This window comes from Dinghuibacter sp., from assembly GCF_035492835.1.
In the GTDB taxonomy this organism is placed as follows: Bacteria; Bacteroidota; Bacteroidia; order Chitinophagales; family Chitinophagaceae; genus Dinghuibacter.
Window position 1 is genome coordinate 39,964 of the sequence record NZ_DATJIY010000219.1, and the last position, 25,110, is coordinate 65,073.

A 25,110-nucleotide genomic window follows, 5' to 3' on the forward strand; every position below is an offset into this window, starting at 1 on the left:
TTATTGGCTTTGAAGAGCGGGTTCGGATTCCTGCGCTTTTTGCGCCTTTCGGAATTCCGTCGCCCAGTGATAAAAATCCCTCGCCTGCAGTAAATACGCCCAAGCGAAGTCAGCGGCCGGTTCGTTCTTGTTGATCTGCAGCGTTACGTCGCTCAGGTTGGGGAAAAGGTCGAACCGTCCCTCGGCGGTAAAGTGCTTGTCGAAGTCGCGGAGGATACCGGTCTGGGTATTGCAGGCAATCTGCTGGCCCAGCAGCAACCCCTTTGCCCCCTGTATAAAGGACGAGTAGACGTGATAGATACCGTCCGCATAGGCTCCTTCCTCGAAGGCCTGCGCGGCCCAGTCGAGTTTTTCTTCGGCCTCGAAGAGCAGCGTCTGCACCAGGTCGATCACGACGCCGGCGCATTCCCCCACGCCGATGGCGGTGGCGAACTTCTCCTGCCTGCCCCAGTCTACGAGCTCTTCATCCCGGATACCGGACAGGTCGGCCAGCGGTTTCAACAGCTCGTAGAAATATTTGTTCCCGCGGCGATCGAAGTACTCGTGGTAACGCTCCTTGGGCTCCTTGTTGGCATCGTAGTCCGTCAGCAGCACCCGGAGCGCCTGGGGCCCCCTGCGGCTGGGTATCTTGATCACCTTGTCGGAAATACGGCCAACGCCGTCCCCTACGACACCACCGCCCAGGCACACCTGGAGCGCCGGCACCACATTGCCCCCGCTCTTCAGCGAAGACCCATGGAAACCGATCCCTGCCATACTATGCTGGCCGCAGGAGTTCATACATCCGCTGATCTTGATCTTGATGTCGGTATTGTGGAGCAGTTCCGGGAACTCCTCGTCCACGACCTGTTCCAGCGCCGCCGCGATGCCGGTGCTGCTGGAGATCGCCAGGTTGCACGTGTCGGTGCCTGGACAGGCCGTCACGTCGGCTACGCTGTCGAAACCGGGCGCGCCCAACCCATAGCTCTCCAGCACGCTGAAGAAATAGGGCAGGTGCTGGGGCCGGATATACCGGAAAAGCAAGCCTTGGTTGACCGTTACCCGGACGTCGTCCGCCGCCACCAATTTCAGGCGGTCCGCCAGCTGGCGGGCGGTCTCGGACGGCAGGTCCCCCAGGCTCACGCGAACATAAGCGCCGAAGTACCCCTCTTGTTTCTGCTCGAAAACATTGGTCTGCTTCCATAGCTCGTACTGGAGCGGGTTTTTGATGGAATAGGCGGGTATGGGGGTATAGAGGGCGGGCAATTCCGGCGCCGGCCACACATCCGCGTCGACGTGCACCCGGTGATTCTTGAGCGCCACGCGTTCCTCCTCCACCAGCCGGTTGAATTCCTCCAGCCCGATCTTTTGGAGCAGGAATTTCAACCGCGCCTTGTGCCGGCTGGCCCGTTCGCCATGCCGGTCAAATACCCGGAGCACGTTTTCGATGTAGGGGATCAGCAGGTCGGCCTCGAGGAACTCGTGCGCCACATAGGCCAGCATCGGCTGCGCCCCGAGCCCCCCGGCCAACAGGACCTTGAATCCGCGGATCTCTTTGCCCTGCTCGTAGCGCACCTTGGGAATGACGCCGATATCGTGGATGAAAGTAAAGGCGGTATCTTTTTCGCTCGAAGAAAACGCGATCTTGAACTTGCGACCCATGTCCTGGCAAACCGGATTGCGCAGGAAATAGGTGAAGGCCGCGTGCGCATAAGGCGTCACGTCGAAGGGCTCCAGCGGGTCGATCCCGGCCTGGTCGGAGGCCGTGATGTTGCGCACCGTATTCCCACACGCCTCGCGTATCGTTATGGACTCCTCCTCCAGCTTGGCCCAAAGCTCGGGCGTCCGGTCGAGGCTCACAAAGTGGATCTGGATGTCCTGGCGGGTCGTGAGGTGCAGGTTCCCGGTCGCATATTCGTCGGATATGTCCGAGATCCGCTTCCATTGCGCCCACGTCATCTTCCCGAAGGGAAGCTTGATGCGGATCATCTGCACGCCCGGCTGACGTTGTCCGTAAATACCCCTAGCCAATCGGAGGCTCCGGAATTTCTCATCGGGAATCTTCCCGTCCCGGAAGAGCTTGATCTTTTTCTCCAGGTCGATAATGTCTTTTTCGACGATCGGGTTTTCCAGTTCAGTCCTGAAACTCTGCATAACGCTGGTTTTTGTTTTATGGCGGACCACGGGCCCGCCGGCCGAAGGCCCATCATTGATATTTTTCGGCGGCGAATTAAATTCCTAAAGAATTTGCCGCCGAAAAACAAAGACCTTCGGTATTTCCGAAGGCCTTTGCACGTTGTATAATCAGTTTTTTTGACTAATGATCCGTAAGCATGCAAACGCCCCGTCCCCGGTTACAAGGGGAACAACAGCACTCCATCATGTGTTTATTATGACGCTTCATATCCCTACCATTTAAGTAGACTTCACAAATATAGCGCCTTCGTTGATTTTTTCAAACAAAAACCCACCATTTTTGTGAACTATCTAAAAAGGAAGGCCCAGCGCGGGTTCCCGCCGGGCAAGCTAACGATCGTTGGTGCCTCCGGGGCAGCCGGCCTCCGCCTGCCACCGACGGCCGCGACCCTGCCATGGGCTGCGCCCTATTTCCCCTGGAAATGCGCCTTGCGCTTCTCGAGGAACGCCGCCGTCCCCTCGATCATGTCCTCCGTCCCGAAACAAGCCCCGAACCCCTCGATCTCCGCGGCGAATCCCCCCGGCTCGTAGGATGCGTTGATCGCCGCGATGCTATGGGCGACGGCCAGGGGCGCCTTGCCGCACGCCACCTGAAGAATGGATAACGTCTTTTCCAACAGGGCCTCCGGGCTCACGACATCATTCACGAGACCATACTGCGACGCCCGGGTCGCGTCTATCGTCGCCCCGGTAATGATCAGCTCGGTCGCCCTGCCCTTCCCGATCAGCCGGGTGAGCCGCTGCGTCCCGCCGTAGCCCGGGATCAACCCCAGGTTCACCTCGGGTTGACCGAACTTTGCCAGGTCGGAGGCGATCCGGAAGTGGCAGGCCATGGCCAGCTCGCATCCGCCCCCCAGGGCGAACCCATTAACCGCCGCCACGATAGGCTTAGGCGATTGTTCGATGCGGGCAAATATGTCCTGTCCTTTTTTGGCGAGCGCCTTCCCTTCCTCTACCGACAACCCCACGAACTCACTGATGTCGGCTCCCGCCACAAAGGCTTTGGGCCCCGCCCCCGTAATGACGGCGCCCCGGACCGCCGGGTCCGCGATCAGCGCGGCCACCGCCTGGTCCAGCTCCGCCATCACCGTCCGGTTGAGGGCGTTGAGCTTGTCCGGCCGGTTGATCGTAATGATACAAATACCGTCCCTTACCTCCGTCAGAAGCGTAGTATACATAGAAAGCAATTTTTATTCTCCCGCGTGCTTCATCCAAACACCGCCACGGCCTTGTCGATCCGGTGGGCCGTCTTCTCCTTCCCCAGGAACGCCGCAATCCCGAACAGCGACGGCCCGAACTTCCCCCCCACCAGCATCACCCTGAAAAGCATCTGCAGCTCCCCCGCCTTGATCCCATGCGCGGTGGCCAGCGCCTTGAAGTTGGTCTCCAGCAAAGCCGCGTCGAAGTCGACCAGCTGTTTGATATCCGCGGACAACGCCTCGAAGAACGCCTTATTCTTTTCATTCCACTTCGGCCCCACCGCAACCATATCGTATTCCACCGGGTCCTCGAAGAAGAAGTAGCTCTGGTCCCAGAAGTCCGTGAGGAAGGTACAGCGCTCCTTCACGAGGCGGATCACATCGACGATCCGTTCCCGCGTCACCGCGCCCCTGGAGCCCGCGCTCGCAGAAACCACCCCTTTCGCCGCAAACAACGGCTCCACGAGCTCATACAACCCCTCTGCCGGATAAAACTTTATCCACTCATGATTGAACCACTTCGCCTTATCAAAATTAAACTTCGCCCCGCCCTTGTGCACGCGGTCCATGTCGAAGCGGGCCACCAGGTCGTCAAGCGTAAATATCTCCTGCTCCGTCCCATCATTCCACCCCAGCATCGCCAGCATATTCACAAAGGACTCCGGCAGGAACCCGAGCTCCTTGAAGCCCTTTGTCAGCTCCCCGGTTTTCGGATCTTTCCAGTCCATCGCAAAAACCGGGAAACCCAACCGGTCTCCGTCGCGTTTGCTCAACTTCCCATTCCCGTCCGGTTTCAGGATCAGGGGAAGGTGTGCCCATTGCGGCATGCTTTCCTCCCATCCCAGGTACTTCCACAACAGCAGATGCACCGGCGCCGAGGGCAACCATTCTTCGCCCCGGAAAGCATGGGTTATTTTCATGTGGTAATCGTCCACGACCACCGCCAGATGATAGGTAGGCATCCCGTCCGCCTTCAGTAGGACCTTGTCGTCCACCTGCCCCGTCTGAAACGTAACCTCGCCGCGGATCATATCCCTAAACCCGATGGTCTCGCCCTCAGGCATCCGGATACGAATGACATACGGGGCGCCCCCTTGAATCAACCGGTCGACCTCCTCTTGGGGCAAAGAAAGGGAATTGCGCATTTGCATCCGCAGCCGGTGGTCGTATTGGGGATTGGGGTTTTCGGCCGTCTTAAGGCTCGATCGCATATATTCCAGCTCTTCCGGCGTATCGAAAGCATAGTAAGCTTTCCCCGATTCCACCAGCAGCAAAGCGAATTCCCGGTACATCGGCTTCCGTTCGCTTTGCCGGTAGGGTCCGTAGGGACCGCCCTTGAACGGGCTTTCGTCCGGCTCCAGCCCGCACCATTCCAGACAGCGCTGAATGTATTCTTCCGCGCCCTCCACGAACCGCGTTTGATCCGTGTCTTCGATGCGCAAAACGAAATCCCCGCCATGCCGGCGGGCAAAGAGATAGTTGAATAAAACCGTGCGGACGCCACCCAGGTGCAAGCCCCCCGTGGGGCTGGGCGCGAATCGTACCCTTACTTTTTGCGCAGAACTCATGGCGCAAAGGTATATCATTACCTTTATGTCATGTTGTATTTGACTACCGCATCCTGGCTCCTCCGCCAGGTCTATCCGGATTGTGTCTGGCGGATGCCCGGCAAGGAAAAAAAGATATACCTCACCTTCGACGACGGACCGCATCCCGAGGCCACTCCGTTCATCCTCGAACAGCTCAGGCGATACAAAGCCAGGGCCACGTTCTTTTGCATCGGCAAGAACGTAACCCAATATCCGGAACTCTACAACCGTATTCTTGCGGAAGGACATCGCACCGCCAATCACACGTACAACCACCTCAATGGCTGGAAGACCCCCGACAAGCAATACTTCGACGACATACTTAAGACCGCCAAGCTCGTCGACTCCCATCTGTTCCGCCCGCCATACGGCAGGATCACCAGGTTCCAGCTGGCGCAATTGTCCAAGCCCGCGCTCCAAATGACGCCCATCATGTGGACCGTCCTAAGCGGCGATTTCGACCGGAAAATTTCTGGGGAAAAATGTGTTTCGAATGTGATTCACGCCGTAAAACCGGGGGCGATCATCGTCTTTCACGATAGTGAAAAAGCCTTCCCGCATGTAACCTTTGCCCTCCCGAGGGTGCTTCAATACCTCACGGAAAACGGTTATATGATGGAAAAAATAAGTATATAACAATATTAGGGTCAGGTAATTGGGTTGGTCTTGGAAAAAAGAAGGGCCTGGGTAGATACCCTGGCCCGTTTTTAATCCGTACCCTATGAAAACTGTACTAAATTACTGCGGATTTTCGAATTACCAAACTAAATTTAAAAATAACAATCAGTTAACGACCCAAAGTGATCGTTCTGGTGCTATCCCCAACCGTTACAGTAGCTTGATTATCACAGGTTCCCGAACCGAAGTCCAAAACGCCGGTGCCGTAATTCGTCACGACCTGGACCGTTCCAGCCTCAAACCAGGGGCAGATATATGCCTTGGTTAACGCGGTCTGTATGGTGGACGTCCAGGTGAAATTGGTGGAGGTGCTTCCCCCGCCCTGACCCGTTACCGAGTAGGTATCATCAAACGGATACCAGGGCGTCGAGGCGCCGGCTGTCATCGTCCAGGTGTGGTTGGCGCTCCAGGTAACCCAGAATGTGCCGACCGTGATCTTGGCGTTCTCGATCTGGATGTTGAAGGCGATTTTGTTACCCGCACTCGCATTGGTGATTACGTGCGTACCGCTCAGCCCGATGCTATTCACCGAATAGTTGGTAAATGTCGTCGTTGCCGAATTGCCGGCGACCGACAGCGGCCCCGTAAACACCATCGAAATCGAACCCGTATATACATTGCCCCATAGATCGGTAAACCCGTTCCCGAAGCTGATCGTGACTGTTTTGGGGAAAACGCCGGGCGTAGTCGGCGTCACGCTGATGGACAGCGAGCTCGTATCGCCGCCGGGACCGAAGGTGGTCACGCCCGCGATGTGCGCCTTGCCGATTGCCTGGCTAAAAGAGCTGGTCGAATCGTTGACCGACCCCAGCGCTTCGCCGTTTACGTTTAGCGTCATAACGTTGGCCGTAACCCCGTTAAACGCCTGGTCGGCGCTGGCGTCCGCCTGGGCCGACGTCGTGGTATTGGAGACATTCGCCGGCTTGTTGTTAGCCGAATTTTTGGTACAAGCCGCCCAGATCAGACCGCTGCAGGCAAGCAATACGAGGGGAGCCTTAAAAAGCGTTTTCTTCATAAAGATTCAGATTAGTAGGTTTTTTTGTTTTGTATAAAACGTTGCGCCGCTGCCAAAATTGTCCAGCTTCTCCCCACCGCCCCCGTTTTCGCTTACCTTTGCCCCGCCATGGTATCCATTGTAGACACGCACACCCACATATACGGTAAGCAGTTCACCTCCGACCGCGCCCAGGTCATTGCCCGCGCCCAAACCGAAGGCGTACAAAAGTTCTACCTCCCCGGCATCGACAGCACCGTCATCGACGACATGCTGACCCTCGAAGCCCAATACCCCGGTATCTGCATCCCCATGATGGGTCTGCACCCCACCTCCGTCAACGCGGAATACCAGGCCGAGCTCGACATCGTCGAAGGTTGGCTCGCCCGCCGCCCCTTTGCCGCCGTCGGCGAAATAGGTCTCGACTTCTATTGGGACCGCACCTACGAAACCCAGCAATACGAAGCCTTCCGCGCCCAGATCGAGCTCGCCCTCACCCACCGCCTCCCCATCGTCATCCACACCCGCAACGCGATGCCCGAGACCCTCCGCGTCGTCCGGGAATACACCGCCCGAGGCCTCCGCGGCATCTTCCATTGCTTTGGCGACACCTACGAATCCGCCCGCGCCATCATAGACGCCGGCTTCTACCTCGGCATCGGCGGCGTCGTCACCTACAAGAACTCGACCCTCCCCACCGTTCTCACCCAAATCCCCCTCGAGCACCTCGTCCTCGAAACCGACGCCCCCTACCTGACCCCCGTCCCCTTCCGCGGCAAACGAAACGAGCCCGCCTACCTCCGCTACGTCATCGACCAGCTCGCTACCATCTACAACCTTCCCGCCGCCACCATCGCCTCCACAACCACCGCCAACGCCCAAAAAATATTCGCCATATAACCCCAAAACCCCTACCTTTGCCCCCTTCCCAAAGGAGAGGTGCAAGAGTGGTTGAATTGGCACGCCTGGAAAGTGTGTATAGGAGAAATCCTATCGAGGGTTCGAATCCCTCCCTCTCCGCCAGCCCAAAATGCCGTAGCGCGGCCGACGTAGTCGGTCGCGTTTTTTATTTCGCAGCAGACTGGGCGAACTTGTTCGTCCCGGCAGCTATTCCTGGCCATCAACGTCGTGCTCCTGGCGCTTTCATTATTTGTCGCCTGGGAAGACGCTAACCGCCTTATATTCACCCTATGAACCGCCTCATCCTCTTCCTCCTCCTCACCCAAAGCGCCAGCGCCCAGCAACACACCGCCCAGCTGGGCGACCTCCCTCTAACCTCCGGCCAAACCCTGCAATCCTGCCACCTGGGCTATCGCATCCACGGAAAGCTGAACGAACAACGCACCAACGCCATCCTCTTCCCCAGCTGGTACGGCGGCACCGCCAAAAGCATCGAATACACAAACCCGTGGCTCGTCATAGACACCACCCGTTTCTGCCTGATCATCATCGACGCCCTGGGCGACGGCGTATCGAGCTCGCCGTCGAACAGCGAAACGCAGCACGGTCCGGATTTCCCACAAATCTCCATAAAGGACATGGTCGAAAGCGAGCACCGGCTAGCCCAACAATTAAAAATAGAAAAAGCCTTCGCCATCATCGGTATCTCCATGGGCGGTATCCAGACCTTCCAATGGGCTGTCAGCTATCCGGATTTCACCGACCGGCTGATCCCCATCGTCGGCAGCCCCAAACCAACGGCCTATGACCTGATGCTCTACCACCTCTTCAAGCGGATCGTCGAAAACGACAGCGCCTTCAACCACGGGCGCTATACAAAAAACCCGAACATCGTCGCCGCCAATATGCTGATGGACCTGGGCATCACGACACCCACGGACCGGTTAACAACCAACTATGACGACTGGATGAAAAACGTAGAGAACAACAACCGCGTCGACTGGAACGACCAGCTTACACAGATCGACGCCGTCATCGGCCACGACATCGGCAAGCCTTATGGCGGGCTCGACGCAGCAGCAAAAAGGATAAAAGGCAAAATGCTGATTATCTCCTCCCTCCAGGACCACCTCGTTAATCCGCACCCCGCCATGGAATTCTCCAAACTGGTTCACGCCCAACTGATAGTCATAGACAACCCCTCCGGTCACCTGGCGCCAGGCTTTAGCGTCCCAGAAGTCCAAAAAGGCATCAAGGCCTTTCTGGCAGCCGACTAGCCTCGATCATCCCAACCAATGCCTTGGCCGCCTGTTGGTCCGTCAGCCGCGGGTCATATCCCTCGTGCTTGAACCGCACCGCACCGCGCCCGTCGATGACAAATTGGGTAGGTATTCCCGCCATGCCAAACTGCTGATAATACGGGTTCCCGTGAGGATCGAGCAGAACCCTGAACGGATAGTTGTTCTCCGACAAAAATTGACGAATAAGACCGCTCGGGTCAGAAACCTTTTCCCGCGTATCCACAAACAGGAAAACGACCGACGTGTCGGCCTTATACTTTTCCACCGCCAGCCGGATCCCGGGCAACGCCTCCCGGCAGGGTACGCACCAGGTAGCCCAAAAGTCGATGACGACCACCCTACCTCGGTAGTCCGATAGGGAAACCGCCCGGCCGTCCAGGTCTTTCATTGTGAAAGCCGGCGCCGGCTCCCCCGGGCCGGCAAGCGCCGCAGGGAACGCCGCCATCCACCAACCAAAAAATAACGCGATATTGTTCATAATCGTAACTACCGCCCAAACGGCAAAAGGTTACTTTAAGTAATTTCGCCCACATGATCCCCTGCACCCCCTCCCTCCTAAAAACCTTTGACGCCCTCAAGGACGTCCCGGAAGACCAGCTGCAATGGATGATCGACCGCAGCGAGTGCCGCATGCTGCCGGACGGCGAGCTGTTGAGCGAGCCCGGGAAACCCCTCCCAGGCACGCACCTCGTCATCAGCGGCTCCCTCAAGGTCTTTATGCCCATCGGCGGTATCAAACAGGAGATCGGCACCTTCCTACCCGGGGACATAACGGGCTACCTTCCCTACTCCCGCGGGAAGATGGCGTCCGGGTACGCCGTGATCGTCGGTGACACGCAGCTGATGACCTTCCCCTCCGAGCACATGAACGACCTGATCCGTTCCCAATTCGAGCTGACACAGGCGCTGGTGCACGTCATGACCAACCGGGTGCGGACGTTTACCGCGCTCCAGCAGCAAAACGAAAAGATGCTGGCCCTCGGCAAGCTATCCGCCGGGATGGCGCACGAGCTCAACAACCCGGCCTCCGCGATCGTCCGGGACTCCGACTCGCTGCTCAAGCACCTGAAGCTGCAGCCGGAAGACTTCAAATCGGTCATCTCCGTACGGATGGAGCCGGAGCAGGTGGACGCGGTGTCCAACGAGCTTTTCCGCATCCTCAACGATCGGAAAACCGTGACCCTGAGCCTCAAGCAACGCAGCGAAAAAGAAAACGACATCGAAGACATCCTGGAGGAGCTGGGTGTGCACGGCCAGTACGAGCTGGTGGAGAACCTCGTGGAATTCGGCTTTGAGACCGAAGACATCCGTTCGTTCAACGCCCATATTCCCAGGGAATACCTGCCCGCCGTATTCGGCTGGATCAACAACCTGCTGGTAACCGATCGCATGGTACAGGACATCGCCGAGTCCGCCAGGCGCATCGCCGACCTCGTAGCCTCGGTCAAAACATACACCCATATGGACCAGGCGCCCGACAAGCAATTCGCGGATATTCACGTCGGGATTCGCAATACGCTCACCATGCTTGGGTACAAGGTCAAAAAGGGGAACATCACCCTGCACGAGGAATTCGACCCGACGCTGCCGCCCGTCAAAGCCCTCATCGGCGAGCTCAACCAGGTCTGGACCAACCTTATCGACAACGCCCTGGACGCCATGGAATCGTCCCACAAGGGAAACCTGACCATCAAGACCCAAAGGGTCAAGGACAACGTCCTGGTGAGCGTGATCGACGACGGACCCGGCATACCGGATGACATCAAGTCCCGCATATTCGATCCTTTTTTTACCACCAAGGAAATAGGCAAAGGCACCGGTATGGGACTGGAAGTAGTCCTTCGCATCGTCAAGATGCACAACGGTTGGATAAAAGTAGACTCCGCACCCGGACATACGGCCTTTACAGTTTGTTTCCCCATTAATGCTTAATCTATGACAAAACCCATCATCTTTTCCATCGACGACGACCCCCAGGTCCTACGCGCCATAGGCCGGGACCTGAAGACGAAATACAACCAGGACTACAAGATCATCAGCACTTCCTCCGCAAAAGAGGCGCTGGAGGCCCTGGTCGAGCTCCAGAACGCGAGCGACGTAGTCGCCCTTTTCCTGGTCGACCAACGCATGCCCGAAATGGAGGGCGTGGACTTCCTCCACGAGGCGATGAAGTTCTACCCGGACGCCAAGCGCGTGCTGCTGACGGCCTATTCCGACACCCAGGCCGCCATCAAGGCGATCAACAACGTCCAGCTGGACTACTACCTGACAAAGCCCTGGAATCCCCCGGAGGAAAAATTGTACCCGGTCATCGACGACCTGTTGGATGACTGGCAAAGCCACTACAAACCCAGATTCAGGGGCATCAAGCTGGTCGGTTATCAGTTCTCCCCCAAGTCTCATGAGATCAAGGACTACCTGGCGGGTAACCTCATCCCCTACGCCTGGTTTGATGTAGAGACCAACCAGGAGGCCAAGAAAAAACTGGAGATGAACAACCTGACGACAACCGATCTCCCGTTGATCCTCTTCGAGGATGGTCAATTTATTGCCCGCCCCACCGTCCGGCAAATAGCCGACAAGATCGGGTTGAACAGCCAGGTCAAAAACGAAATATATGACGTGGTCATCATCGGCGCCGGTCCCGCGGGTCTGGCCGCCGCCGTGTACGGGTCGTCCGAAGGGTTGAAGACCCTGCTGATCGAACGCCGGGCGCCCGGAGGCCAGGCGGGGACCAGCTCGAGGATCGAGAACTACCTTGGTTTTCCGGCGGGTCTGAGCGGCGCCGACCTGACCCGTCGCGCGATCAGCCAGGCCACCCGTTTGGGTGCCGAATTCCTTTCGCCCAGCGAGGTCAAGGAAATCCGCCAGCAGGACGGATACAAAACTATCGTCCTTGATGACAGGCCGGCCATCAACAGCCGGGCCATCGTCATCACCACCGGGGTGGATTACCGCCGCCTGGAGGTAAAAGGTGTCGAAAACTTCACCGGCGCGGGCATCTACTATGGCGCCGCCACCACCGAAGCCGCCGCCTGCAAAGGGAAAGAGGTGTTTATCATCGGCGGTGGAAATTCGGCGGGCCAGGCCGCCATGTACCTGTCAAAATACGCCCAAAAGGTCTATATCGTCATCCGCCGCGAAGACCTGACCGCCACCATGTCCGCTTATCTGATCAACCAGATAGCCGCCACCGAAAACATCGAAGTGATGCCCTGCACCGAAGTCGAGGAAGCCCAGGGCAACGGCTGCCTGGAGCGCCTCGTGTTGCAAAACCTGAAAACGAACGAGCAAAAAACCTTCGATGCCGCCGCGCTCTACATCTTCATCGGCGCCAAGCCCTTCACGGACTGGATACAGCTGGACATCATCAAGAATGACAAAGAATTCATCGAAACCGGCCGGGACCTTGCCGCCTATGATTCGTTCCGGAAAATATGGAAGCAAAACCGCGACCCATATCTCCTGGAAACCAGCTGCCCCGGCATCTTTGCCGCGGGGGACGTCCGCGCCGGCGCGATGAACCGCGTGGCCTCCGCCGTCGGCGAAGGCTCGATGGCCATCAGTTTCGTTCATAAATACCTGGCGGAGGTATAATCTACCGCTCAAGATCCAATATCATCGACCCCTACGGCTATCAGTTCGTACAGGGGTACCTCGGTCAATTCGGCTAACCGGATACAATCTGCCAGACTCAACAAGCTTGGATCCTCCAATAGCTTGACGATCTTATTTCCCGAAATACGCATGTCCCTCCCCAGCACGGTCTTTGGCACGAAGTCCGTTATCTGTAGCAGATGTTTGAATTCACCTGCCTGCCATGCAAACCTTACATGCACGTACCTGGCATCTTTGCTTTTTCGCCTAAATGATAGCATACCTTGAAATCCGTTTATATACAATGTTAAGTAATCGATCCAATATCACCCACTACAAACCGACGATTTTATGTGTAAATAACTTCATTTTTTAACTAAATTTGTGCTGTCCGATCTACATACGAGCAAGGGTTTACTTCACTTATTATCCCACACTTCAATGAAACAAGATGTTAGATACCAGCATGTTAAAAGCATATGGATGTCTGGAGACCTGAAATCCTTCTCCAAAATCTTTGAAATCGTTCCCAAATCGGTGGTTGCCGCCGATCTTGGTTTACACTATAACAGTTTTATCAGAAGAATGAGTCGACCGGATCAATTTCTATTGGTTGACATGGTAGGGTTATCCGATTTGACAGGAATACCGATCCCCGCGTTGATCGAACTTGCCATAAAGGGCATCGACCCGGCTCCATCCGCCTGATCTCCCCAACACTTTCTTTGAACAATCAAAAGTCCGCCAGCGCAGCAGGTGCGTGAATTTTCGCGCAATGAACGGCAAATTTCCTGTTGGAATATGTTCCTATATTCTTCCACACAAACATACATTTTACTAAATAAATAATTTCATTTTTTATATATACAAAGGCTAATTTTGTTTTCTCTTAAATTTTCTCTAATGCAAGAAATCGACCATCGCTACAAGTATGTCCGGAGCGTCTGGCAGGCAGGCGACCTGAATTCGTTCGCTGAAATATTCAACATCATCCCGCGTTCCGTCGTGGCAGCCGACCTGCACCTCAATTACGAACGCTTTACCAAAAAGGTCCTGAAGCCGGATACGCTGGCTTACCGCGACGTGCTGAACCTTGCGCAGCTGACGGGAATAGACTTCAGGAAATTGTCGGAGCTGGTAATCCGGGATGTCGAAAAGGCTGCCGCGGCGGCCAATACCGACGCGACACCCGATACGGAAAAGGCCGGGGCGTCGACCTAGAGTTTCGTATCTTTGCGCTTTCAAATTTGAGATATGGACGTTTCCGCCTTGTCCCCCGTTACCCGTTACGACAAGCTCTGCTCCCTGACCAGCGGGGATTTTCAGGCCTTTTTATACGACTGTGACGGCACCCTGGCCGACAACATGAAGGCCCATACCGCTTCATATGTGGAGGTGGCGCGGACCCATTTCGATATAGACCTGGACGGCGCTATTATCGACGAGCTGGCCGGCTGGCCCACCGTAAGGGTCTGCACCGAAATCGCCCATCGCTATGGCAAAACACTGGACCCAGCCCAGTTCGCCTCCATGAAATCCCAGTTGTACTACGACAAGTATATACACGAAACCAAGCCGGTCGACTTCGTGCTCCGCCACCTGATCGATCACGCCGGTAAAGTTCGGATAGGCGTTGTTTCAGGGGGCCGCAGGGCCACCGTCACGCGCACCCTGGGCATCCTCGGCATAACCGGTCTCGTGGAAGTCATGGTATGCGCCGGCGAAACGGAACACGGCAAACCCGCCCCCGATCCATTCCTCAAGGCCGCCCATGAGCTAGGCGTCGATCCCGCCCGCTGTATGGTCTTCGAAGACGGCGACGCCGGCGTCCAATCCGCCATCGCCGCAGGCATGCAATGGGTCCGCGTAGATCAGTTATAGATCCCACTCACACAATGCGCCGCCTCGAGCAGCAGATCCAGCGCCTCGTACCCCGCGAGCAATTCCTTACGGCTGAATTCGCCCAGCTCGTCGTCGGAGGCGCACAACGCCTGTGATGCCATCTCCCAAAGCAACAGCCGGGCCTCCGAAAGGGTATAGCTCCCGAAAAAGCCCGTCAATACGGCTTCGGGGTCCTTCTGAAATGCAGGTTTCATATGATTTCTTTTACCGTGGGAAAAAAGGATAGATAGCGCTGATACTTCGCATAGATCAGCTGGAAAAAATACGGCCGGAGCGATCCCTTGAAACGGAGGGCGTCTGCGTGATTCCACGCATGGGACAATACATCCATGACGTATTGATTGGCTACGTCATCGTCCCGGTGAAGGGCATAGGCAACGGTGTATATAAAGGGATAGTACCGGTCGATCAGCACCCGGTAGGCTTGTAGGTCCCTGGCCTTTATACGTTTGGCCAGCTCTATGTCTATGGAAAGGTCTCCGGGAGTAATAGCAGCCATGATGCAACCCTTTTTTACCTCGCATAAAGGTAAAACGATTTGCAACGTGTACATAGATCGGGGTACACTTTTTTTCTAAAAAAGAATAACCTTCCATCCAAATCGATCTCATGGAGGAAAAAGATTTAATCTGGCTGGGGAAGTTTGCAGTGCACCTGGTAAGCCTGATGGAAGAAAAGGGGGTTGGTCAACGCAGACTCGCGACGCTCAGCGGCGTCAGTCTGGGCAAGATCAACAAGATCGTTCACAATAAGGCTAACCTGACACTGACGACGCTCCGAAAGCTCGCGGAAGGGCTCGACCTGCCACCGTCGAAATTGATGGACTTCCCGCAGGAGTGAGCTCCAAAGCGTACGCAACCTTACTCAACCTTGTCCGCCAATCCCAGCTTCTCCACCGCCACCTGGGCGGCGATCTGGCTGGCATCCTTTTTATTGTAGCCCTTTCCTTCGGAAATGACGGCCCCATCGACTACGGCGGCTACGGTGAATAACCGGCGGCCGTTCTCGAAACGCTCGTCTACTGTCTCGAATTCGAGGACCTTGCCATTTTTGGAGGCCCAACCATAGAGCTTGTTCTTATGGTTGATCTCGAGGTTTTCGAGCTCGTCCAAAAAGAAATAAGGGAGGATGACCCGCTTCATGATCCAGCGCTTGGTGCTTTGGTACCCGAGGTCCAGGTAGATGGCCCCGATCAGGGCCTCCAGGGTATTCCCGAATATCTGGGAAATCTTGAGTGAATTGTCGTGCTTGTTATAGAGCGTGATCTTCTTGAGCCCCATTTTCAGGGCCACCTCGTTCAGGATCGAACGGTTCACCATCTTGGACCGCATTTCCGTCAGGAAGCCTTCCCCCTTATAGGGATACTTTTTAAACAGGAAGTCACCGACGACGGTGCTGAGAACGGCGTCCCCCAGGAACTCCAATCGCTCGTTGTTCTGATCGCTGCCCTCCTTAATAGAGCGGTGGCTCAGCGCCGTTTTATACAGGGCGAGATGACGGGGGCTGAAACCCAATACATTACGCAGATTCTTTTCAAAAGCCGACCGTGCAGGAAATATGTGCCGTAGTAGAGGGAACTTCACACGTTTAATCTACGAATTTTTTGACAATCACCGACGCATTATGTCCTCCAAAACCGAAGGTATTGCTCAGCGCGGCGTTGACCGTCCGTTCCTGGGCTTTATTGAAGGTAAAATTAAAGCGACTGTCCAGCTCCGGATCATCCGTGAAGTGGTTGATGGTAGGTGGGACGATATTGTGCTGCACACTCATGATACAGGCGATCGCCTCGATGACCCCCGCGGCGCCCAGGAGGTGGCCCGTCATCGATTTGGTAGAACTGATATTGAGCTCGTACGCGTGCTCGCCAAAAACCATTTGGATGGCTTTGGACTCCGCCAGGTCGCCCAGGGGTGTGGACGTCCCGTGTACGTTGATGTAATCGATATCCGAAGGTTGCATACCCGCGTCGGCGAGCGCGGCGATCATCACGTTCCGCGCACCCAAACCTTCCGGGTGGGGAGCCGTCATGTGATAGGCATCCGCGCTGGCACCGCCCCCCGCAATTTCGCAGTAAATCTTTGCGCCCCTGGCCCTGGCGTGCTCCAGCTCTTCCAAAACGAGCACGCCCGCGCCTTCTCCCATCACAAAACCATCCCGGTCCTTGTCGAAGGGACGGGATGCCGTCTTGGGATCGCCGTTTCGCTCGCTGAGGGCCTTCATGGCATTAAAGCCACCCACGCCGGCTTCGCTGATCACGCTTTCGCTGCCACCCGTAAGGACCACATCCGCCCTGCCCAACCGTAGTTCGGTAAAGGCGGCTATGATGGCATTGGTGGAGGAGGCGCACGCAGAAACGACGGCGAAGTTGGGTCCCCGGAAACCGTGGCGCATGGAGATATGCCCCGCCGCGATGTCCAGGATCATCTTGGGAATAAAAAAAGGATTGAATCGGGGAGTGCCATCGCCCTTGGCAAATTCGGTCACCTCGTTCTGAAAGGTGATGAGGCCGCCGATACCGCTTGCAAAAATAACACCTACCCTGTCCGGGTTGACATTGTCCTTGGTGATACCGGCATCGGCGACCGCCTGGTCGCTGGCGATGATGGCCGTTTGGGTAAATCTATCCAGCTTGCGGCCTTCCTTCTTGTCCAGGTAATCAAAAGGGTCGAAGTTCTTCAGCTCGCAACCAAACTTGGTCTTGAATTTAGAAACGTCAAAGGCCTTAATGAAATCGGCGCCCGATACACCATTGATCAAACCATTCCAGAAGTCAGGCACATTGTTGCCCAATGGGGTAAGGGCGCCCATTCCAGTAACAACTACTCTTTTTAATTCCATATATGCAAGCCGGGAATTTGGTCCGCGTGGTGTAGTGTAGCTGATTAGAAATTATTTGGCGTGTTCTTCCAAATAAGCAATTGCCTGGCCTACGGTAGTGATAGTTTCAGCTTGTTCGTCGGGAATGGAGATATTGAATTCTTTCTCGAATTCCATGATTAATTCAACGGTATCCAATGAATCAGCACCCAGATCGTTCGTGAAGGACGCCTCCGGATTTACCTCTGCTTCATCAACACCCAATTTGTCAACAATGATTTTCTTTACTCTTGTTGCAATGTCTGACATGATAGTAAAATTTAGTTACTGGGTGCAAAAATATAATTTTTGAGTTAATAACCATGCGGACCGCAAGTTTTCCTAAAAAAGGCCAACCTACCCATAAGTGGGCGAAAAATCCACATAAAGCGGACTTTCTGTCGCCGATTTGGCCTACCTTGAGCCCCCTACAATGCCCCCGCGGACATGGCACTTCGGATCATCGAACACGACTCTTCTGCATACCGTAAAATGGTGGAGCTCCGGGACGAAATTCTGCGGAGACCACTGGGATTGACCTTTTCCGAAGAAGACCTGGCCGCCGAACGCGACGACATCCTGATCGCCGCGTTCGAAGAGGAACGCATGGTCGCCTGTTGCGTCCTGACCCCCCAGAACACCGCCAGTCTACGGCTGAGGCAAATGGCCGTCAGCAAAGAAGCCCAGGGTAAGGGCGTGGGACGGGCCATGATCCGTTTTGCCGAAACCGTGGCCCGGGACCACGGTTATGCCAAGGTCACCATGCACGCCAGGGCCTCCGCGCGGGGATTTTACGAAAAAATGGGGTATACGGTATCGGGCCCCGAGTTCGTGGAAGTCACCATACCACATTATATAATGGAGAAAAACCTTCTCTAGGCCCCCTTCCGGGCAATCCGCTCCCGGAGGATCGCCCTGGCCTCGCCCACCCGTTCCCCAAAGGCCGACTTGGGCAATAGGAAAAACGACCGGCTGTCGAAATAAAGGTGAAAGAACTGCGGCGTCTCCAGCCAGGTACTAAACTCGCTCCATGACCAGGTCCGGCCGCCGGCGCCGTTGGTGATAAAAAAATGCTGGGGCTCCAGACTTGCCTTGAAGTGATCCTTGAACGTCCGCTCCCGTCGGTATATCGAAAAAGGCAGGAAAAACCAAAAGGCACCCATCAAAGCCATCCACAGCACCGAGCTTGTCAGGAAGACAAAGGGGTATTTCTTATTGAAATAAAAGAAGCCCGCCGAGACGATGGCGAACACATTTACCAGGATAATCATCAACCTGATCTCCCTCCGCGTGATAAAATGGTACCGCAACGCCTGGATAACCTGGCCTTTGTTGTAGGAGAACTCCACTTGCATGGCGCTAATATCCTTTTAATTCCTTAGTTATCACCTTATCTTTTATTTAACAATTCCTTCACATTTAAACAAACGTTTGACTTAAACAAGTGTTTAACTTTGCGTCCGATATCCATCATTTAAGGATGATTCTTATGGACAAACGATCTCAGATACTCGGTGCGGCTGAAAAGCTCTTCGCAGACAAGGGCTTCGAGGGTACTTCCGTAAGGGATATTGCTCACATGGCGGGGGTCAACCTGGCCATGATCTCGTATTATTTTGGGTCCAAGGAAAAGCTTTTCGAAGCGCTCGTCGAATACCGTTCCGGGTATACCGCGGGGGTATTGGAGGAACTGGCGAAGGACGAACACCTAAGCCCTATGGAAAAAATGTACAAGCTCATCGATTTCTATGTCGACCGTATCCTTTCCAACTATAGGTTCCACAATATTATTTCCCGTCAATTTTCCACCCTCCAGTCCACCGACCTCAAGGAGGTATTGATGCGGATGAAGGAAAAGAACCTGGAACAGATACATAAGATCATGGACGATGGTGAAAAACTGGGTGTTTTCCGCAAAGTAGACCTCGAGCTGACCCTGGCATCCATCATCGGGACCATTTCGCAAATGACCCTTTCCAAGGAGTGGTATTGCCGGATCCTGGGCATCCTGTCCCCCGATCCAAACGATTTTTCACCCGAGTTCGTCGTCCGGTTGAAAAGCCACCTGAAAGACCTGATTCACGCTCATTTGAGCATACCCAAATCATAAACAAAAAAGAAACCTGGATTATATGAAGCAAACAATCGTAGTACTGGCTTTCTTGCTGTTAGCCCTCCCGGGCGTAAGGGCCCAGTCTCCCCGAACGATCACCTTGGACGAGGCGGTCAAGCTGGGGATCGACAACAGCAAGCAGCTCAGGCAATCTAAAAACAAGATCGACGAAGCGCTCGCCCGACTGGACCAGACGAAAGACCTACGCCTGCCCAGTGCGAAAGTGAGCTTCCAGTATCTCCACGCCCTCATGCTGGCCCGGACGCTGAATTTTCCGGGTTTGACCCAGCCCGGCAAGCCGATAGAGCTGAACTTCGATTTTCCGGCCTACCTGGGTACGCTCGCGATTTCGGAACCGATCATCAACGGCAACCAGTTCAAGTACGCCCGGCAGCAGGCCGACCTGACGCTACAGCTCACCAGGCTGGACGCCGACAAGGACAAGGACGACGTAACCTTCCTGATCATCAGCGCCTACATCAACTATAACAAGATCCTGCAAAACCAGCAGATCGTGCAACGGAATATAGAAGATGTGGAACAGAAGCTGACCGAAATCAACAAGTATGAAAGTCAGGGTCTGGCCACCAAAAACGACGTATTGCGGTTCGAATTGCAGAAGTCCCAGATCGAGCTCCAGCAGATCGAACTGGAGAACAACCGCAAGGATGCCAACTACGACATGGACATCATGTTGGGTTTGCCCGACAGCACACAGCTGACCATCAACGACTTCAACTACCGGTTACAGGAGCAGCCCGTGTTTTCCGATCTGCTGACACAGGCTGGAGCCAATCGTCGTGAACTCCAGGACATCGCTTTCCAGGACAAGATCACCGATATCGACATCAAAAAGCTCCAGGACGGGAAACTCCCTACGCTGGCCGCCACCGCCGGGATGTACTACATCAACCCCACGGGTAAGCCCATCCCCACAGACCATACGGTGCTGGCGCCGATCACGCTGGGACTGGGGGTTTCCTGGAATATAGGCTCCCTGTACACCACCAAGAACAAGGTCCGGGAAGTGGAAGCCCAGAAAAAAGAGATCCAGACCTCGAAGGACCAGATAAACGACGACATCCGCAAGGACGTACATACCGCCTACCTCGGCTACCTCCAGGCCCTCGACAAGATCAAGATACTCCAGGTCGCCGTCGCCCAGGCCGAAGAGAACGAGCGGATCACGGAATCCAAATTCCAGAACAACCTCGTCAATACCACCGATCGGATCGACGCCCAGACGCAGCTGTACCAATCCAGGGTCAACCTGGAGGTCGCCAAATCCGACGCCACGATCGCTTATTATAACATGCTAAAATCGACAGGTAACGTTCACCTGTAACCCAATAATTACTTCAAAACTGCATTTTTATATGGAACAGAATACGACTCCCGAAAAGAAACCCCGCAAGCTCGTCTTCCCGATCATCCTCGGATTGGTGCTGCTCATAGCCCTTGGCTTCACCCTGAAAGAATATATCTTCCTGCAAAGCCACGAAGAGACCGATGACGCGCAGATCGACGGGGACATCAGCCCGGTCATCCCCAGGGTTCCCGGCTATGTAACCAGCATCAACTTCCAGGACAACCAGGTCGTCCACCAAGGCGATACCCTGGTCGTGCTGGACGACAAGGACTACAAGATAAAGCTGGACCAGGCGAACGCCGCCCTGAACGCCGCCGAGAAGAACGTAGCCGCTTACAGGGCCACGATTTCCGAAAGCCGCTCCAACTTCGGCGTCCAGAAGGCCAACATTGACCAGGCTCAGGTACGTGCCTGGAAGGCCCAGCAGGACTATGACCGCTATAAGAACCTTTACGACGATCATGTGATCACCAAGGCCCAGTTCGACCAGGCCACCGCCGACAAGGAAGCCGCCGACTATGCCCTGGAAGCCGCCAAGAGCCAAATGCCGGTACTCGACCAGCGCGTCAATACCAGCGAGCAGCAGACCAACGCGACCGCGTCCATCATCGATACCCGCAAGGCCGATATCGAATACGCCGCGTTGCAACTGTCCTACACCGTGATCACCGCTCCCGCCACCGGTATCGTCTCCAAGCGCAATATCCAGATCGGGCAGCTCGTCCAGGCCGGTTCGCCGATGTTCTCCATCGTACATGACAGCCTGTACGTCACGGCCAATTTCAAGGAAACCCAGATGAACGATATCAAGCTGAACCAAAAGGTGGATGTCGCGGTGGATGCCTTCCCCGACGACAAGATCCAGGGTACGATCGAATCCGTATCCGGCGCCACCGGGGCTAAGTTTTCACTCCTGCCCCCGGACAACGCCACCGGGAACTTCGTAAAAGTCGTTCAACGCGTGCCCGTTCGTATCCGGCTCGACGTAGACAGCGCCGTCATGGCCCGTCTCCGTCCCGGTATGAGCGTAAAGGTCACCGTTCACACAAAATAAACTGATCGTATATGGCAGAATATGGTTTTAGAAGATGGATCATCACCATTACGGTGATCGTCGCTTCGCTGCTGGAATTGATCGATACCACGATCGTGAACGTCGCCCTGCCAGACATCATGGGAAACCTCGGCGCTACCCTGGAAGACGCCAACTGGATCGTCACGGGATACGCCGTCGCCAACGTCATCATCCTCCCGATGTCCGGGTGGCTGGGTGACCGGTTCGGACGGAAGAACTACTTCCTGACCTCGATCATCGTGTTCACCATAGCCTCCTTCCTGTGCGGTAATGCCCATAGCCTGACGGAGCTCATTGCCTTCCGCCTGTTACAGGGTCTCGCCGGGGGCGGTCTTATCTCCACGGCCCAGGCCATCCTGCTGGAAACCTGGCCGCCGGCGGAAGTCGGGATGGCTACCGCGCTTTTTGGTCTGGGGGCCGTCGTCGGCCCCACCGTCGGACCGACCATCGGGGGTTTTATCACCGACAATATCAACTGGCAATGGATATTCTACGTCAACATCCCCGTGGGCGCCATCGCCGCGTTCTGCGTGTCCACCTTTGTCCGGGAATCACCGCGATACGGTAAGGGCAAACGCATCGACTGGTGGGGCATCCTTTTCCTGGCCATCGCCGTGGGCTCCCTACAGGTAGTGCTGGAAAAAGGGGAAGACAAAGACTGGTTCTCGACCTGGTACATCTCCCTGCTCACCTTTACGACCATCGCCTCGGTGATCTGTTTCGTATGGCGGGAGACCAGCATCGACTATCCCATCGTCAACTTCAAAATCCTCCGGCACCGAAGCTTTACCATCGGGATATTCACTTCGTTCGTGCTTGGGGTGGCGTTGTACGGATCGACCTTCGTGTTCCCTGTCTTTTGCCAGACCTTGCTGGGCTTTACCGCCGCTCAAACCGGATTGATCCTGCTACCTGGGGGGTTGGCCACCATCAGCATGATGCCCTTCGTGGGTAATATGCTCAAGCGGGGCATACCCGCGCAGATACTATCCGCCTGCGGGTTCTTCCTGTTCTTCATTTTCTGCTACATGCTCTATAACTCCAACCTGAATTCGGGTACGGGCGACTTCTTCTGGCCGCTCATCATCCGCGGGGTGGGGATGGCCGTCCTTTTCGTACCCCTAACCACCCTGGCCATCCAGGACCTGAGGGGACCCGAAATCGGTCAGGGCACCGGTCTGAACAACATGATGCGTCAGCTGGGCGGCTCCTTCGGGATCGCCATCATCACGACCATCATCCACATCAAGAGCGGCATCAACCGGGCAATTTTGCTGGAAAACGTGAACGTGTACAATCCCGCGTATGTCGCCCGGCACGGCTCCGCCGCCGCCTCCTTCATCGCCCAGGGCTTCTCCCCCGAACAAGCCGACGCGATGGCCAACGGCGCCATGGAAGGGGTCGTCACCAAACAGACGATGCTGACGACGTTCGACGACGTCTACCTGCTGGTAGGCTTCTTCGTCCTGCTCTGCATCCCCCTGATCTTCCTCCAGAAATTCTCCAGGAAACCGGTGGCCATGCCCACCGATGCGCACTAAGGCCCCCCGGCCACGGGCGACAGCCCTTCGCCACGGGCTCGTTAAGTCTTCGAAATGCAGTTGAAAAGTGCCGGTCCACGCGACCGGCATTTTTTATTTTGGCGCGCCACGCTACCCCCACGGGCCCAAAATTTACCCCCACTTGGGTATCGTACTGATAAATGCCTTCACCTCCTGCGTATACTGCACAAACTCCTCCGGCGAAAGCCCCAACTCCCCGAGGATCAGCGCATCCGGCGCGCGCAGCACGAACTTCATTTTGTAGAAGCGTTGATATTTACGCGGAAGCGCCCGCTCCGTTTCGATCATCACGCGGGCGATTTCGGAGAAGGCAACGATGAGCTGGGCTTGTTGCTCGTCCATACCGGGGAAGATCCCACGACAGGCGTCGAGCACGTATTGGTTCAGGAAATTCCGGACATCCACCGGTTGATGAATGGATTCCCGATGTTCCCAAAGCGCCTGGAAGGCATCGACCGCCACACCGGCGATCCGTTCCTTAGAGGTATCCTTTGGCAAAAGCTGAGTAGCGACATATTTCAGGGAGTCGGCAAAGATCGTCTGGATTTGTTGGAGGGCGGCCTCCCGGCCGACCCTGAGACTACGAACACACCTTCCGGGGTCAGCAAAGCCGCTTGGGGAAGATGGTACTCCCCGGAATCGTCTCAATCTCATAATAAAGTCCGCCTGGATTTAAAGCTATGAATTCCACCGCGCGTAGATATCTCCTCCCATTCCCTTGATCAACAAAATATAGTCATCAATGTGGGGGGATTCTCCAGCTTCGATACGAATGACGTCTTTCAGATTGATATTAGCTAGCGCGGCGAGCTTTTCACGGGTCAGACCCAGCAACTTACGCCTAAAACTGATCATTTTACCCAGTGAAGACCTGCTCGTCGGCGTCAGCGCTGCATCAAAAGTAAGATCCATACGAATATATTAATTATCTGATAAATAGGGTGGATTACGTTTGCTCAATCGTATGATCAACTCCAACAGATAGTTGGAAAAGGGGATGCTATCGTCGATCTTGTCCCTTTCGGTCCAAAGGATCATCAGCGTGGCGATCGCCAATTCCCCGGTCCGTTTGCGGTCATTGGTCAGGACAAAGGCCAGCTTGTTCACAAGGACCTGATGGCGGCGTATCAGCCGCCCATACGCGCTGAAGTCCCCCGCCATTATGAGCGCCACCAGGTGTTCATCGGTTTCTGTATCGTTCATACTATCATTGCCTTAGAGCAAAGGCTCTATGCGCAAAATAGCAATAAACTTCACTTTTAACCTATTTATCACCGTATTTAGAAATTTCAAAAAGGCGCACTGTTTTTTTAAAATATGGAACTTTAATACTTTATACTTGCATATTGTATAATACCATTTCATGAATAAAGACCGGCGCTACAATGCCATCAAAAGCATGATCGAGGATGGGAGCATTTCCAGCTTCAAAGAAATCTTCGAAGTCATCCCAAAGACCCTTGTCTCCAAAGACATGGGTATGAACTATCAAACCTTCACGCGCAAGGTGGCCGAGCCCGATCTCTTCAACTTCCGGGAACTCCTCTTCATGTCCAATCTTTTCGACGTCAACCCCGAGAACCTCTTCCGCCGCATCGTCTCCGACCTTTCGGCCCCCGCCTCCAAGAAAAAGAAATAACCGCCCCCCGGACTCGGACCCAACCCCAGCCCAACGCCGTCGCCCGCGTGCCGGCCGCTGCACCGTGCCGCCCCCCTAAGCGTGTAGGCCATGGGGAGTGGGGTGGAGTGCCTCTTTTTTCTCTGTTTTGCTGTGACTCACAGCAAAACAGAGAAAAA

Annotated in this window: 29 protein-coding genes and 1 tRNA gene; 16 read left to right on the forward strand and 14 right to left on the reverse strand. The window is 55.3% G+C overall.

The window, feature by feature from the left end:
- The 3 genes from VL547_RS20385 to gltX form a co-directional block, all read right to left on the reverse strand.
- A complete protein-coding gene (locus VL547_RS20385) occupies nt 1-2,133 on the reverse strand; it encodes a nitrite reductase (protein WP_325581410.1) in 2,133 nt (710 codons plus the stop codon).
- 449 nt (nt 2,134-2,582) lie between these two features.
- Nucleotides 2,583-3,353: an enoyl-CoA hydratase/isomerase family protein gene (locus tag VL547_RS20390; RefSeq protein ID WP_325581412.1), complete on the reverse strand. Its 771-nt coding sequence runs from the start codon at nt 3,351-3,353 to the stop codon at nt 2,583-2,585.
- A 29-nt stretch (nt 3,354-3,382) separates the two neighbouring features.
- Nucleotides 3,383-4,942, reverse strand: coding sequence for a glutamate--tRNA ligase (gene gltX, locus VL547_RS20395; RefSeq protein ID WP_325581414.1), 1,560 nt, complete (start codon nt 4,940-4,942; stop codon nt 3,383-3,385).
- A 30-nt stretch (nt 4,943-4,972) separates the two neighbouring features.
- Here gltX and VL547_RS20400 point away from each other — a divergent pair, with 30 nt between their 5' ends.
- Nucleotides 4,973-5,599, forward strand: a complete 627-nt coding sequence (locus tag VL547_RS20400) for a polysaccharide deacetylase family protein (protein WP_325581416.1) — start codon at nt 4,973-4,975, stop codon at nt 5,597-5,599.
- Between the two features lie 151 nt (nt 5,600-5,750).
- Here VL547_RS20400 and VL547_RS20405 read toward each other — a convergent pair whose 3' ends face one another.
- Entirely contained in the window at nt 5,751-6,656 is a 906-nt protein-coding gene (locus VL547_RS20405) for a hypothetical protein (protein ID WP_325581419.1), read from the reverse strand.
- A 108-nt stretch (nt 6,657-6,764) separates the two neighbouring features.
- Between VL547_RS20405 and VL547_RS20410 the strand changes: the two genes are divergently transcribed.
- From VL547_RS20410 to VL547_RS20420, 3 genes are all read left to right on the forward strand, one after another.
- Nucleotides 6,765-7,535, forward strand: coding sequence for a TatD family hydrolase (locus VL547_RS20410; protein ID WP_325581421.1), 771 nt, complete (start codon nt 6,765-6,767; stop codon nt 7,533-7,535).
- 33 nt (nt 7,536-7,568) lie between these two features.
- Nucleotides 7,569-7,658: transfer RNA gene (locus tag VL547_RS20415), tRNA-Ser, on the forward strand.
- Nucleotides 7,659-7,825: 167 nt separating this feature from the next.
- Entirely contained in the window at nt 7,826-8,812 is a 987-nt protein-coding gene (locus tag VL547_RS20420) for an alpha/beta fold hydrolase (protein ID WP_325581423.1), read from the forward strand.
- Here the strand turns inward: VL547_RS20420 and VL547_RS20425 are convergent.
- The gene (locus VL547_RS20425; RefSeq protein ID WP_325581425.1) at nt 8,787-9,314 is read right to left on the reverse strand and encodes a TlpA disulfide reductase family protein; all 528 of its coding nucleotides are present in this window, start codon (nt 9,312-9,314) and stop codon (nt 8,787-8,789) included. The two genes, VL547_RS20420 and VL547_RS20425, sit on opposite strands and share 26 nt — an antisense overlap.
- 53 nt (nt 9,315-9,367) lie before the next feature.
- On the opposite strand from VL547_RS20425, the gene VL547_RS20430 reads away from it, so the two are divergent.
- The 5 genes from VL547_RS20430 (at nt 9,368) to VL547_RS20450 (ending at nt 14,314) form a co-directional block, all read left to right on the forward strand.
- Complete coding sequence (locus VL547_RS20430; protein ID WP_325581427.1) at nt 9,368-10,768, forward strand: ATP-binding protein; 1,401 nt, start codon at nt 9,368-9,370, stop codon at nt 10,766-10,768.
- Nucleotides 10,769-10,771: 3 nt separating this feature from the next.
- A complete protein-coding gene (locus VL547_RS20435; RefSeq protein ID WP_325581429.1) occupies nt 10,772-12,433 on the forward strand; it encodes an FAD-dependent oxidoreductase in 1,662 nt (553 codons plus the stop codon).
- A gap of 483 nt (nt 12,434-12,916) precedes the next feature.
- On the forward strand, nt 12,917-13,141 hold the full coding sequence (locus VL547_RS20440; protein ID WP_325581431.1) for a hypothetical protein: 225 nt from the start codon (nt 12,917-12,919) through the stop codon (nt 13,139-13,141).
- Between the two features lie 195 nt (nt 13,142-13,336).
- On the forward strand, nt 13,337-13,654 hold the full coding sequence (locus tag VL547_RS20445) for a hypothetical protein (protein WP_325581433.1): 318 nt from the start codon (nt 13,337-13,339) through the stop codon (nt 13,652-13,654).
- Between the two features lie 33 nt (nt 13,655-13,687).
- Entirely contained in the window at nt 13,688-14,314 is a 627-nt protein-coding gene (locus VL547_RS20450; protein WP_325581437.1) for an HAD-IA family hydrolase, read from the forward strand.
- On the opposite strand, the gene VL547_RS20455 is transcribed toward VL547_RS20450, so the two are convergent.
- On the reverse strand, nt 14,305-14,529 hold the full coding sequence (locus VL547_RS20455) for a hypothetical protein (protein WP_325581439.1): 225 nt from the start codon (nt 14,527-14,529) through the stop codon (nt 14,305-14,307). The two genes, VL547_RS20450 and VL547_RS20455, sit on opposite strands and share 10 nt — an antisense overlap.
- Nucleotides 14,526-14,834, reverse strand: coding sequence for a hypothetical protein (locus tag VL547_RS20460; RefSeq protein ID WP_325581441.1), 309 nt, complete (start codon nt 14,832-14,834; stop codon nt 14,526-14,528). Before VL547_RS20460 ends, VL547_RS20455 begins: the two co-directional genes overlap by 4 nt.
- A 110-nt stretch (nt 14,835-14,944) precedes the next feature.
- Between VL547_RS20460 and VL547_RS20465 the strand changes: the two genes are divergently transcribed.
- Nucleotides 14,945-15,175, forward strand: coding sequence for a helix-turn-helix transcriptional regulator (locus tag VL547_RS20465; protein ID WP_325581443.1), 231 nt, complete (start codon nt 14,945-14,947; stop codon nt 15,173-15,175).
- Between the two features lie 20 nt (nt 15,176-15,195).
- Here the strand turns inward: VL547_RS20465 and rnc are convergent, their stop codons facing one another.
- Genes rnc through VL547_RS20480 form a run of 3 tightly spaced genes read right to left on the reverse strand, consistent with a single transcriptional unit; the run spans nt 15,196 to nt 17,464 of the window.
- Nucleotides 15,196-15,918, reverse strand: coding sequence for a ribonuclease III (gene rnc / locus VL547_RS20470; protein ID WP_325581445.1), 723 nt, complete (start codon nt 15,916-15,918; stop codon nt 15,196-15,198).
- Nucleotides 15,919-15,922: 4 nt separating this feature from the next.
- On the reverse strand, nt 15,923-17,176 hold the full coding sequence (gene fabF / locus VL547_RS20475) for a beta-ketoacyl-ACP synthase II (protein ID WP_325581447.1): 1,254 nt from the start codon (nt 17,174-17,176) through the stop codon (nt 15,923-15,925).
- Nucleotides 17,177-17,227: 51 nt separating this feature from the next.
- A complete protein-coding gene (locus VL547_RS20480) occupies nt 17,228-17,464 on the reverse strand; it encodes an acyl carrier protein (protein ID WP_133990037.1) in 237 nt (78 codons plus the stop codon).
- Nucleotides 17,465-17,641: 177 nt separating this feature from the next.
- Here VL547_RS20480 and VL547_RS20485 point away from each other — a divergent pair, with 177 nt between their 5' ends.
- Nucleotides 17,642-18,073: a GNAT family N-acetyltransferase gene (locus VL547_RS20485; protein ID WP_325581451.1), complete on the forward strand. Its 432-nt coding sequence runs from the start codon at nt 17,642-17,644 to the stop codon at nt 18,071-18,073.
- Here VL547_RS20485 and VL547_RS20490 read toward each other — a convergent pair.
- The gene (locus VL547_RS20490; RefSeq protein WP_325581453.1) at nt 18,070-18,549 is read right to left on the reverse strand and encodes a YcxB family protein; all 480 of its coding nucleotides are present in this window, start codon (nt 18,547-18,549) and stop codon (nt 18,070-18,072) included. The two genes, VL547_RS20485 and VL547_RS20490, sit on opposite strands and share 4 nt — an antisense overlap.
- Before the next feature lie 134 nt (nt 18,550-18,683).
- On the opposite strand from VL547_RS20490, the gene VL547_RS20495 reads away from it, so the two are divergent.
- Genes VL547_RS20495 through VL547_RS20510 form a run of 4 tightly spaced genes read left to right on the forward strand, consistent with a single transcriptional unit; the run spans nt 18,684 to nt 23,292 of the window.
- Nucleotides 18,684-19,304 carry a TetR/AcrR family transcriptional regulator gene (locus VL547_RS20495; protein WP_325581455.1) on the forward strand — a complete coding sequence of 207 codons (621 nt, stop codon included), beginning with the start codon at nt 18,684-18,686 and terminating at the stop codon, nt 19,302-19,304.
- 22 nt (nt 19,305-19,326) lie between these two features.
- The gene (locus VL547_RS20500; RefSeq protein WP_325581457.1) at nt 19,327-20,652 is read left to right on the forward strand and encodes a TolC family protein; all 1,326 of its coding nucleotides are present in this window, start codon (nt 19,327-19,329) and stop codon (nt 20,650-20,652) included.
- A gap of 31 nt (nt 20,653-20,683) precedes the next feature.
- Nucleotides 20,684-21,730, forward strand: coding sequence for an HlyD family secretion protein (locus tag VL547_RS20505; protein ID WP_325581459.1), 1,047 nt, complete (start codon nt 20,684-20,686; stop codon nt 21,728-21,730).
- A gap of 11 nt (nt 21,731-21,741) precedes the next feature.
- On the forward strand, nt 21,742-23,292 hold the full coding sequence (locus VL547_RS20510; RefSeq protein ID WP_325581461.1) for a DHA2 family efflux MFS transporter permease subunit: 1,551 nt from the start codon (nt 21,742-21,744) through the stop codon (nt 23,290-23,292).
- Nucleotides 23,293-23,424: 132 nt separating this feature from the next.
- On the opposite strand, the gene VL547_RS20515 is transcribed toward VL547_RS20510, so the two are convergent.
- The 3 genes from VL547_RS20515 to VL547_RS20525 form a co-directional block, all read right to left on the reverse strand.
- Entirely contained in the window at nt 23,425-23,811 is a 387-nt protein-coding gene (locus VL547_RS20515; RefSeq protein WP_325581463.1) for a hypothetical protein, read from the reverse strand.
- 180 nt (nt 23,812-23,991) lie between these two features.
- A complete protein-coding gene (locus VL547_RS20520) occupies nt 23,992-24,225 on the reverse strand; it encodes a helix-turn-helix transcriptional regulator (protein ID WP_325581465.1) in 234 nt (77 codons plus the stop codon).
- Between the two features lie 9 nt (nt 24,226-24,234).
- Nucleotides 24,235-24,516 carry a hypothetical protein gene (locus tag VL547_RS20525; RefSeq protein ID WP_325581467.1) on the reverse strand — a complete coding sequence of 94 codons (282 nt, stop codon included), beginning with the start codon at nt 24,514-24,516 and terminating at the stop codon, nt 24,235-24,237.
- Nucleotides 24,517-24,676: 160 nt separating this feature from the next.
- Between VL547_RS20525 and VL547_RS20530 the strand changes: the two genes are divergently transcribed.
- Complete coding sequence (locus tag VL547_RS20530; protein ID WP_325581469.1) at nt 24,677-24,952, forward strand: hypothetical protein; 276 nt, start codon at nt 24,677-24,679, stop codon at nt 24,950-24,952.
- The last annotated feature ends 158 nt before the right edge of the window (nt 24,953-25,110 follow it).

Excerpts from the sequence above, each read along its gene's own strand:
- VL547_RS20385 (WP_325581410.1), bottom strand. The coding sequence starts at position 2,133 with ATGCAGAGTTTCAGGACTGAACTGGAAAACCCGATCGTCGAAAAAGAC.
- VL547_RS20390 (WP_325581412.1), bottom strand. The coding sequence starts at position 3,353 with ATGTATACTACGCTTCTGACGGAGGTAAGGGACGGTATTTGTATCATT.
- gltX (WP_325581414.1), bottom strand. The coding sequence starts at position 4,942 with ATGAGTTCTGCGCAAAAAGTAAGGGTACGATTCGCGCCCAGCCCCACG.
- VL547_RS20400 (WP_325581416.1), top strand. The coding sequence starts at position 4,973 with ATGTTGTATTTGACTACCGCATCCTGGCTCCTCCGCCAGGTCTATCCG.
- VL547_RS20405 (WP_325581419.1), bottom strand. The coding sequence starts at position 6,656 with ATGAAGAAAACGCTTTTTAAGGCTCCCCTCGTATTGCTTGCCTGCAGC.
- VL547_RS20410 (WP_325581421.1), top strand. The coding sequence starts at position 6,765 with ATGGTATCCATTGTAGACACGCACACCCACATATACGGTAAGCAGTTC.
- VL547_RS20420 (WP_325581423.1), top strand. The coding sequence starts at position 7,826 with ATGAACCGCCTCATCCTCTTCCTCCTCCTCACCCAAAGCGCCAGCGCC.
- VL547_RS20425 (WP_325581425.1), bottom strand. The coding sequence starts at position 9,314 with ATGAACAATATCGCGTTATTTTTTGGTTGGTGGATGGCGGCGTTCCCT.
- VL547_RS20430 (WP_325581427.1), top strand. The coding sequence starts at position 9,368 with ATGATCCCCTGCACCCCCTCCCTCCTAAAAACCTTTGACGCCCTCAAG.
- VL547_RS20435 (WP_325581429.1), top strand. The coding sequence starts at position 10,772 with ATGACAAAACCCATCATCTTTTCCATCGACGACGACCCCCAGGTCCTA.
- VL547_RS20440 (WP_325581431.1), top strand. The coding sequence starts at position 12,917 with ATGTCTGGAGACCTGAAATCCTTCTCCAAAATCTTTGAAATCGTTCCC.
- VL547_RS20445 (WP_325581433.1), top strand. The coding sequence starts at position 13,337 with ATGCAAGAAATCGACCATCGCTACAAGTATGTCCGGAGCGTCTGGCAG.
- VL547_RS20450 (WP_325581437.1), top strand. The coding sequence starts at position 13,688 with ATGGACGTTTCCGCCTTGTCCCCCGTTACCCGTTACGACAAGCTCTGC.
- VL547_RS20455 (WP_325581439.1), bottom strand. The coding sequence starts at position 14,529 with ATGAAACCTGCATTTCAGAAGGACCCCGAAGCCGTATTGACGGGCTTT.
- VL547_RS20460 (WP_325581441.1), bottom strand. The coding sequence starts at position 14,834 with ATGGCTGCTATTACTCCCGGAGACCTTTCCATAGACATAGAGCTGGCC.
- VL547_RS20465 (WP_325581443.1), top strand. The coding sequence starts at position 14,945 with ATGGAGGAAAAAGATTTAATCTGGCTGGGGAAGTTTGCAGTGCACCTG.
- fabF (WP_325581447.1), bottom strand. The coding sequence starts at position 17,176 with ATGGAATTAAAAAGAGTAGTTGTTACTGGAATGGGCGCCCTTACCCCA.
- VL547_RS20480 (WP_133990037.1), bottom strand. The coding sequence starts at position 17,464 with ATGTCAGACATTGCAACAAGAGTAAAGAAAATCATTGTTGACAAATTG.
- VL547_RS20485 (WP_325581451.1), top strand. The coding sequence starts at position 17,642 with ATGGCACTTCGGATCATCGAACACGACTCTTCTGCATACCGTAAAATG.
- VL547_RS20490 (WP_325581453.1), bottom strand. The coding sequence starts at position 18,549 with ATGCAAGTGGAGTTCTCCTACAACAAAGGCCAGGTTATCCAGGCGTTG.
- VL547_RS20495 (WP_325581455.1), top strand. The coding sequence starts at position 18,684 with ATGGACAAACGATCTCAGATACTCGGTGCGGCTGAAAAGCTCTTCGCA.
- VL547_RS20500 (WP_325581457.1), top strand. The coding sequence starts at position 19,327 with ATGAAGCAAACAATCGTAGTACTGGCTTTCTTGCTGTTAGCCCTCCCG.
- VL547_RS20505 (WP_325581459.1), top strand. The coding sequence starts at position 20,684 with ATGGAACAGAATACGACTCCCGAAAAGAAACCCCGCAAGCTCGTCTTC.
- VL547_RS20510 (WP_325581461.1), top strand. The coding sequence starts at position 21,742 with ATGGCAGAATATGGTTTTAGAAGATGGATCATCACCATTACGGTGATC.
- VL547_RS20520 (WP_325581465.1), bottom strand. The coding sequence starts at position 24,225 with ATGGATCTTACTTTTGATGCAGCGCTGACGCCGACGAGCAGGTCTTCA.
- VL547_RS20525 (WP_325581467.1), bottom strand. The coding sequence starts at position 24,516 with ATGAACGATACAGAAACCGATGAACACCTGGTGGCGCTCATAATGGCG.
- VL547_RS20530 (WP_325581469.1), top strand. The coding sequence starts at position 24,677 with ATGAATAAAGACCGGCGCTACAATGCCATCAAAAGCATGATCGAGGAT.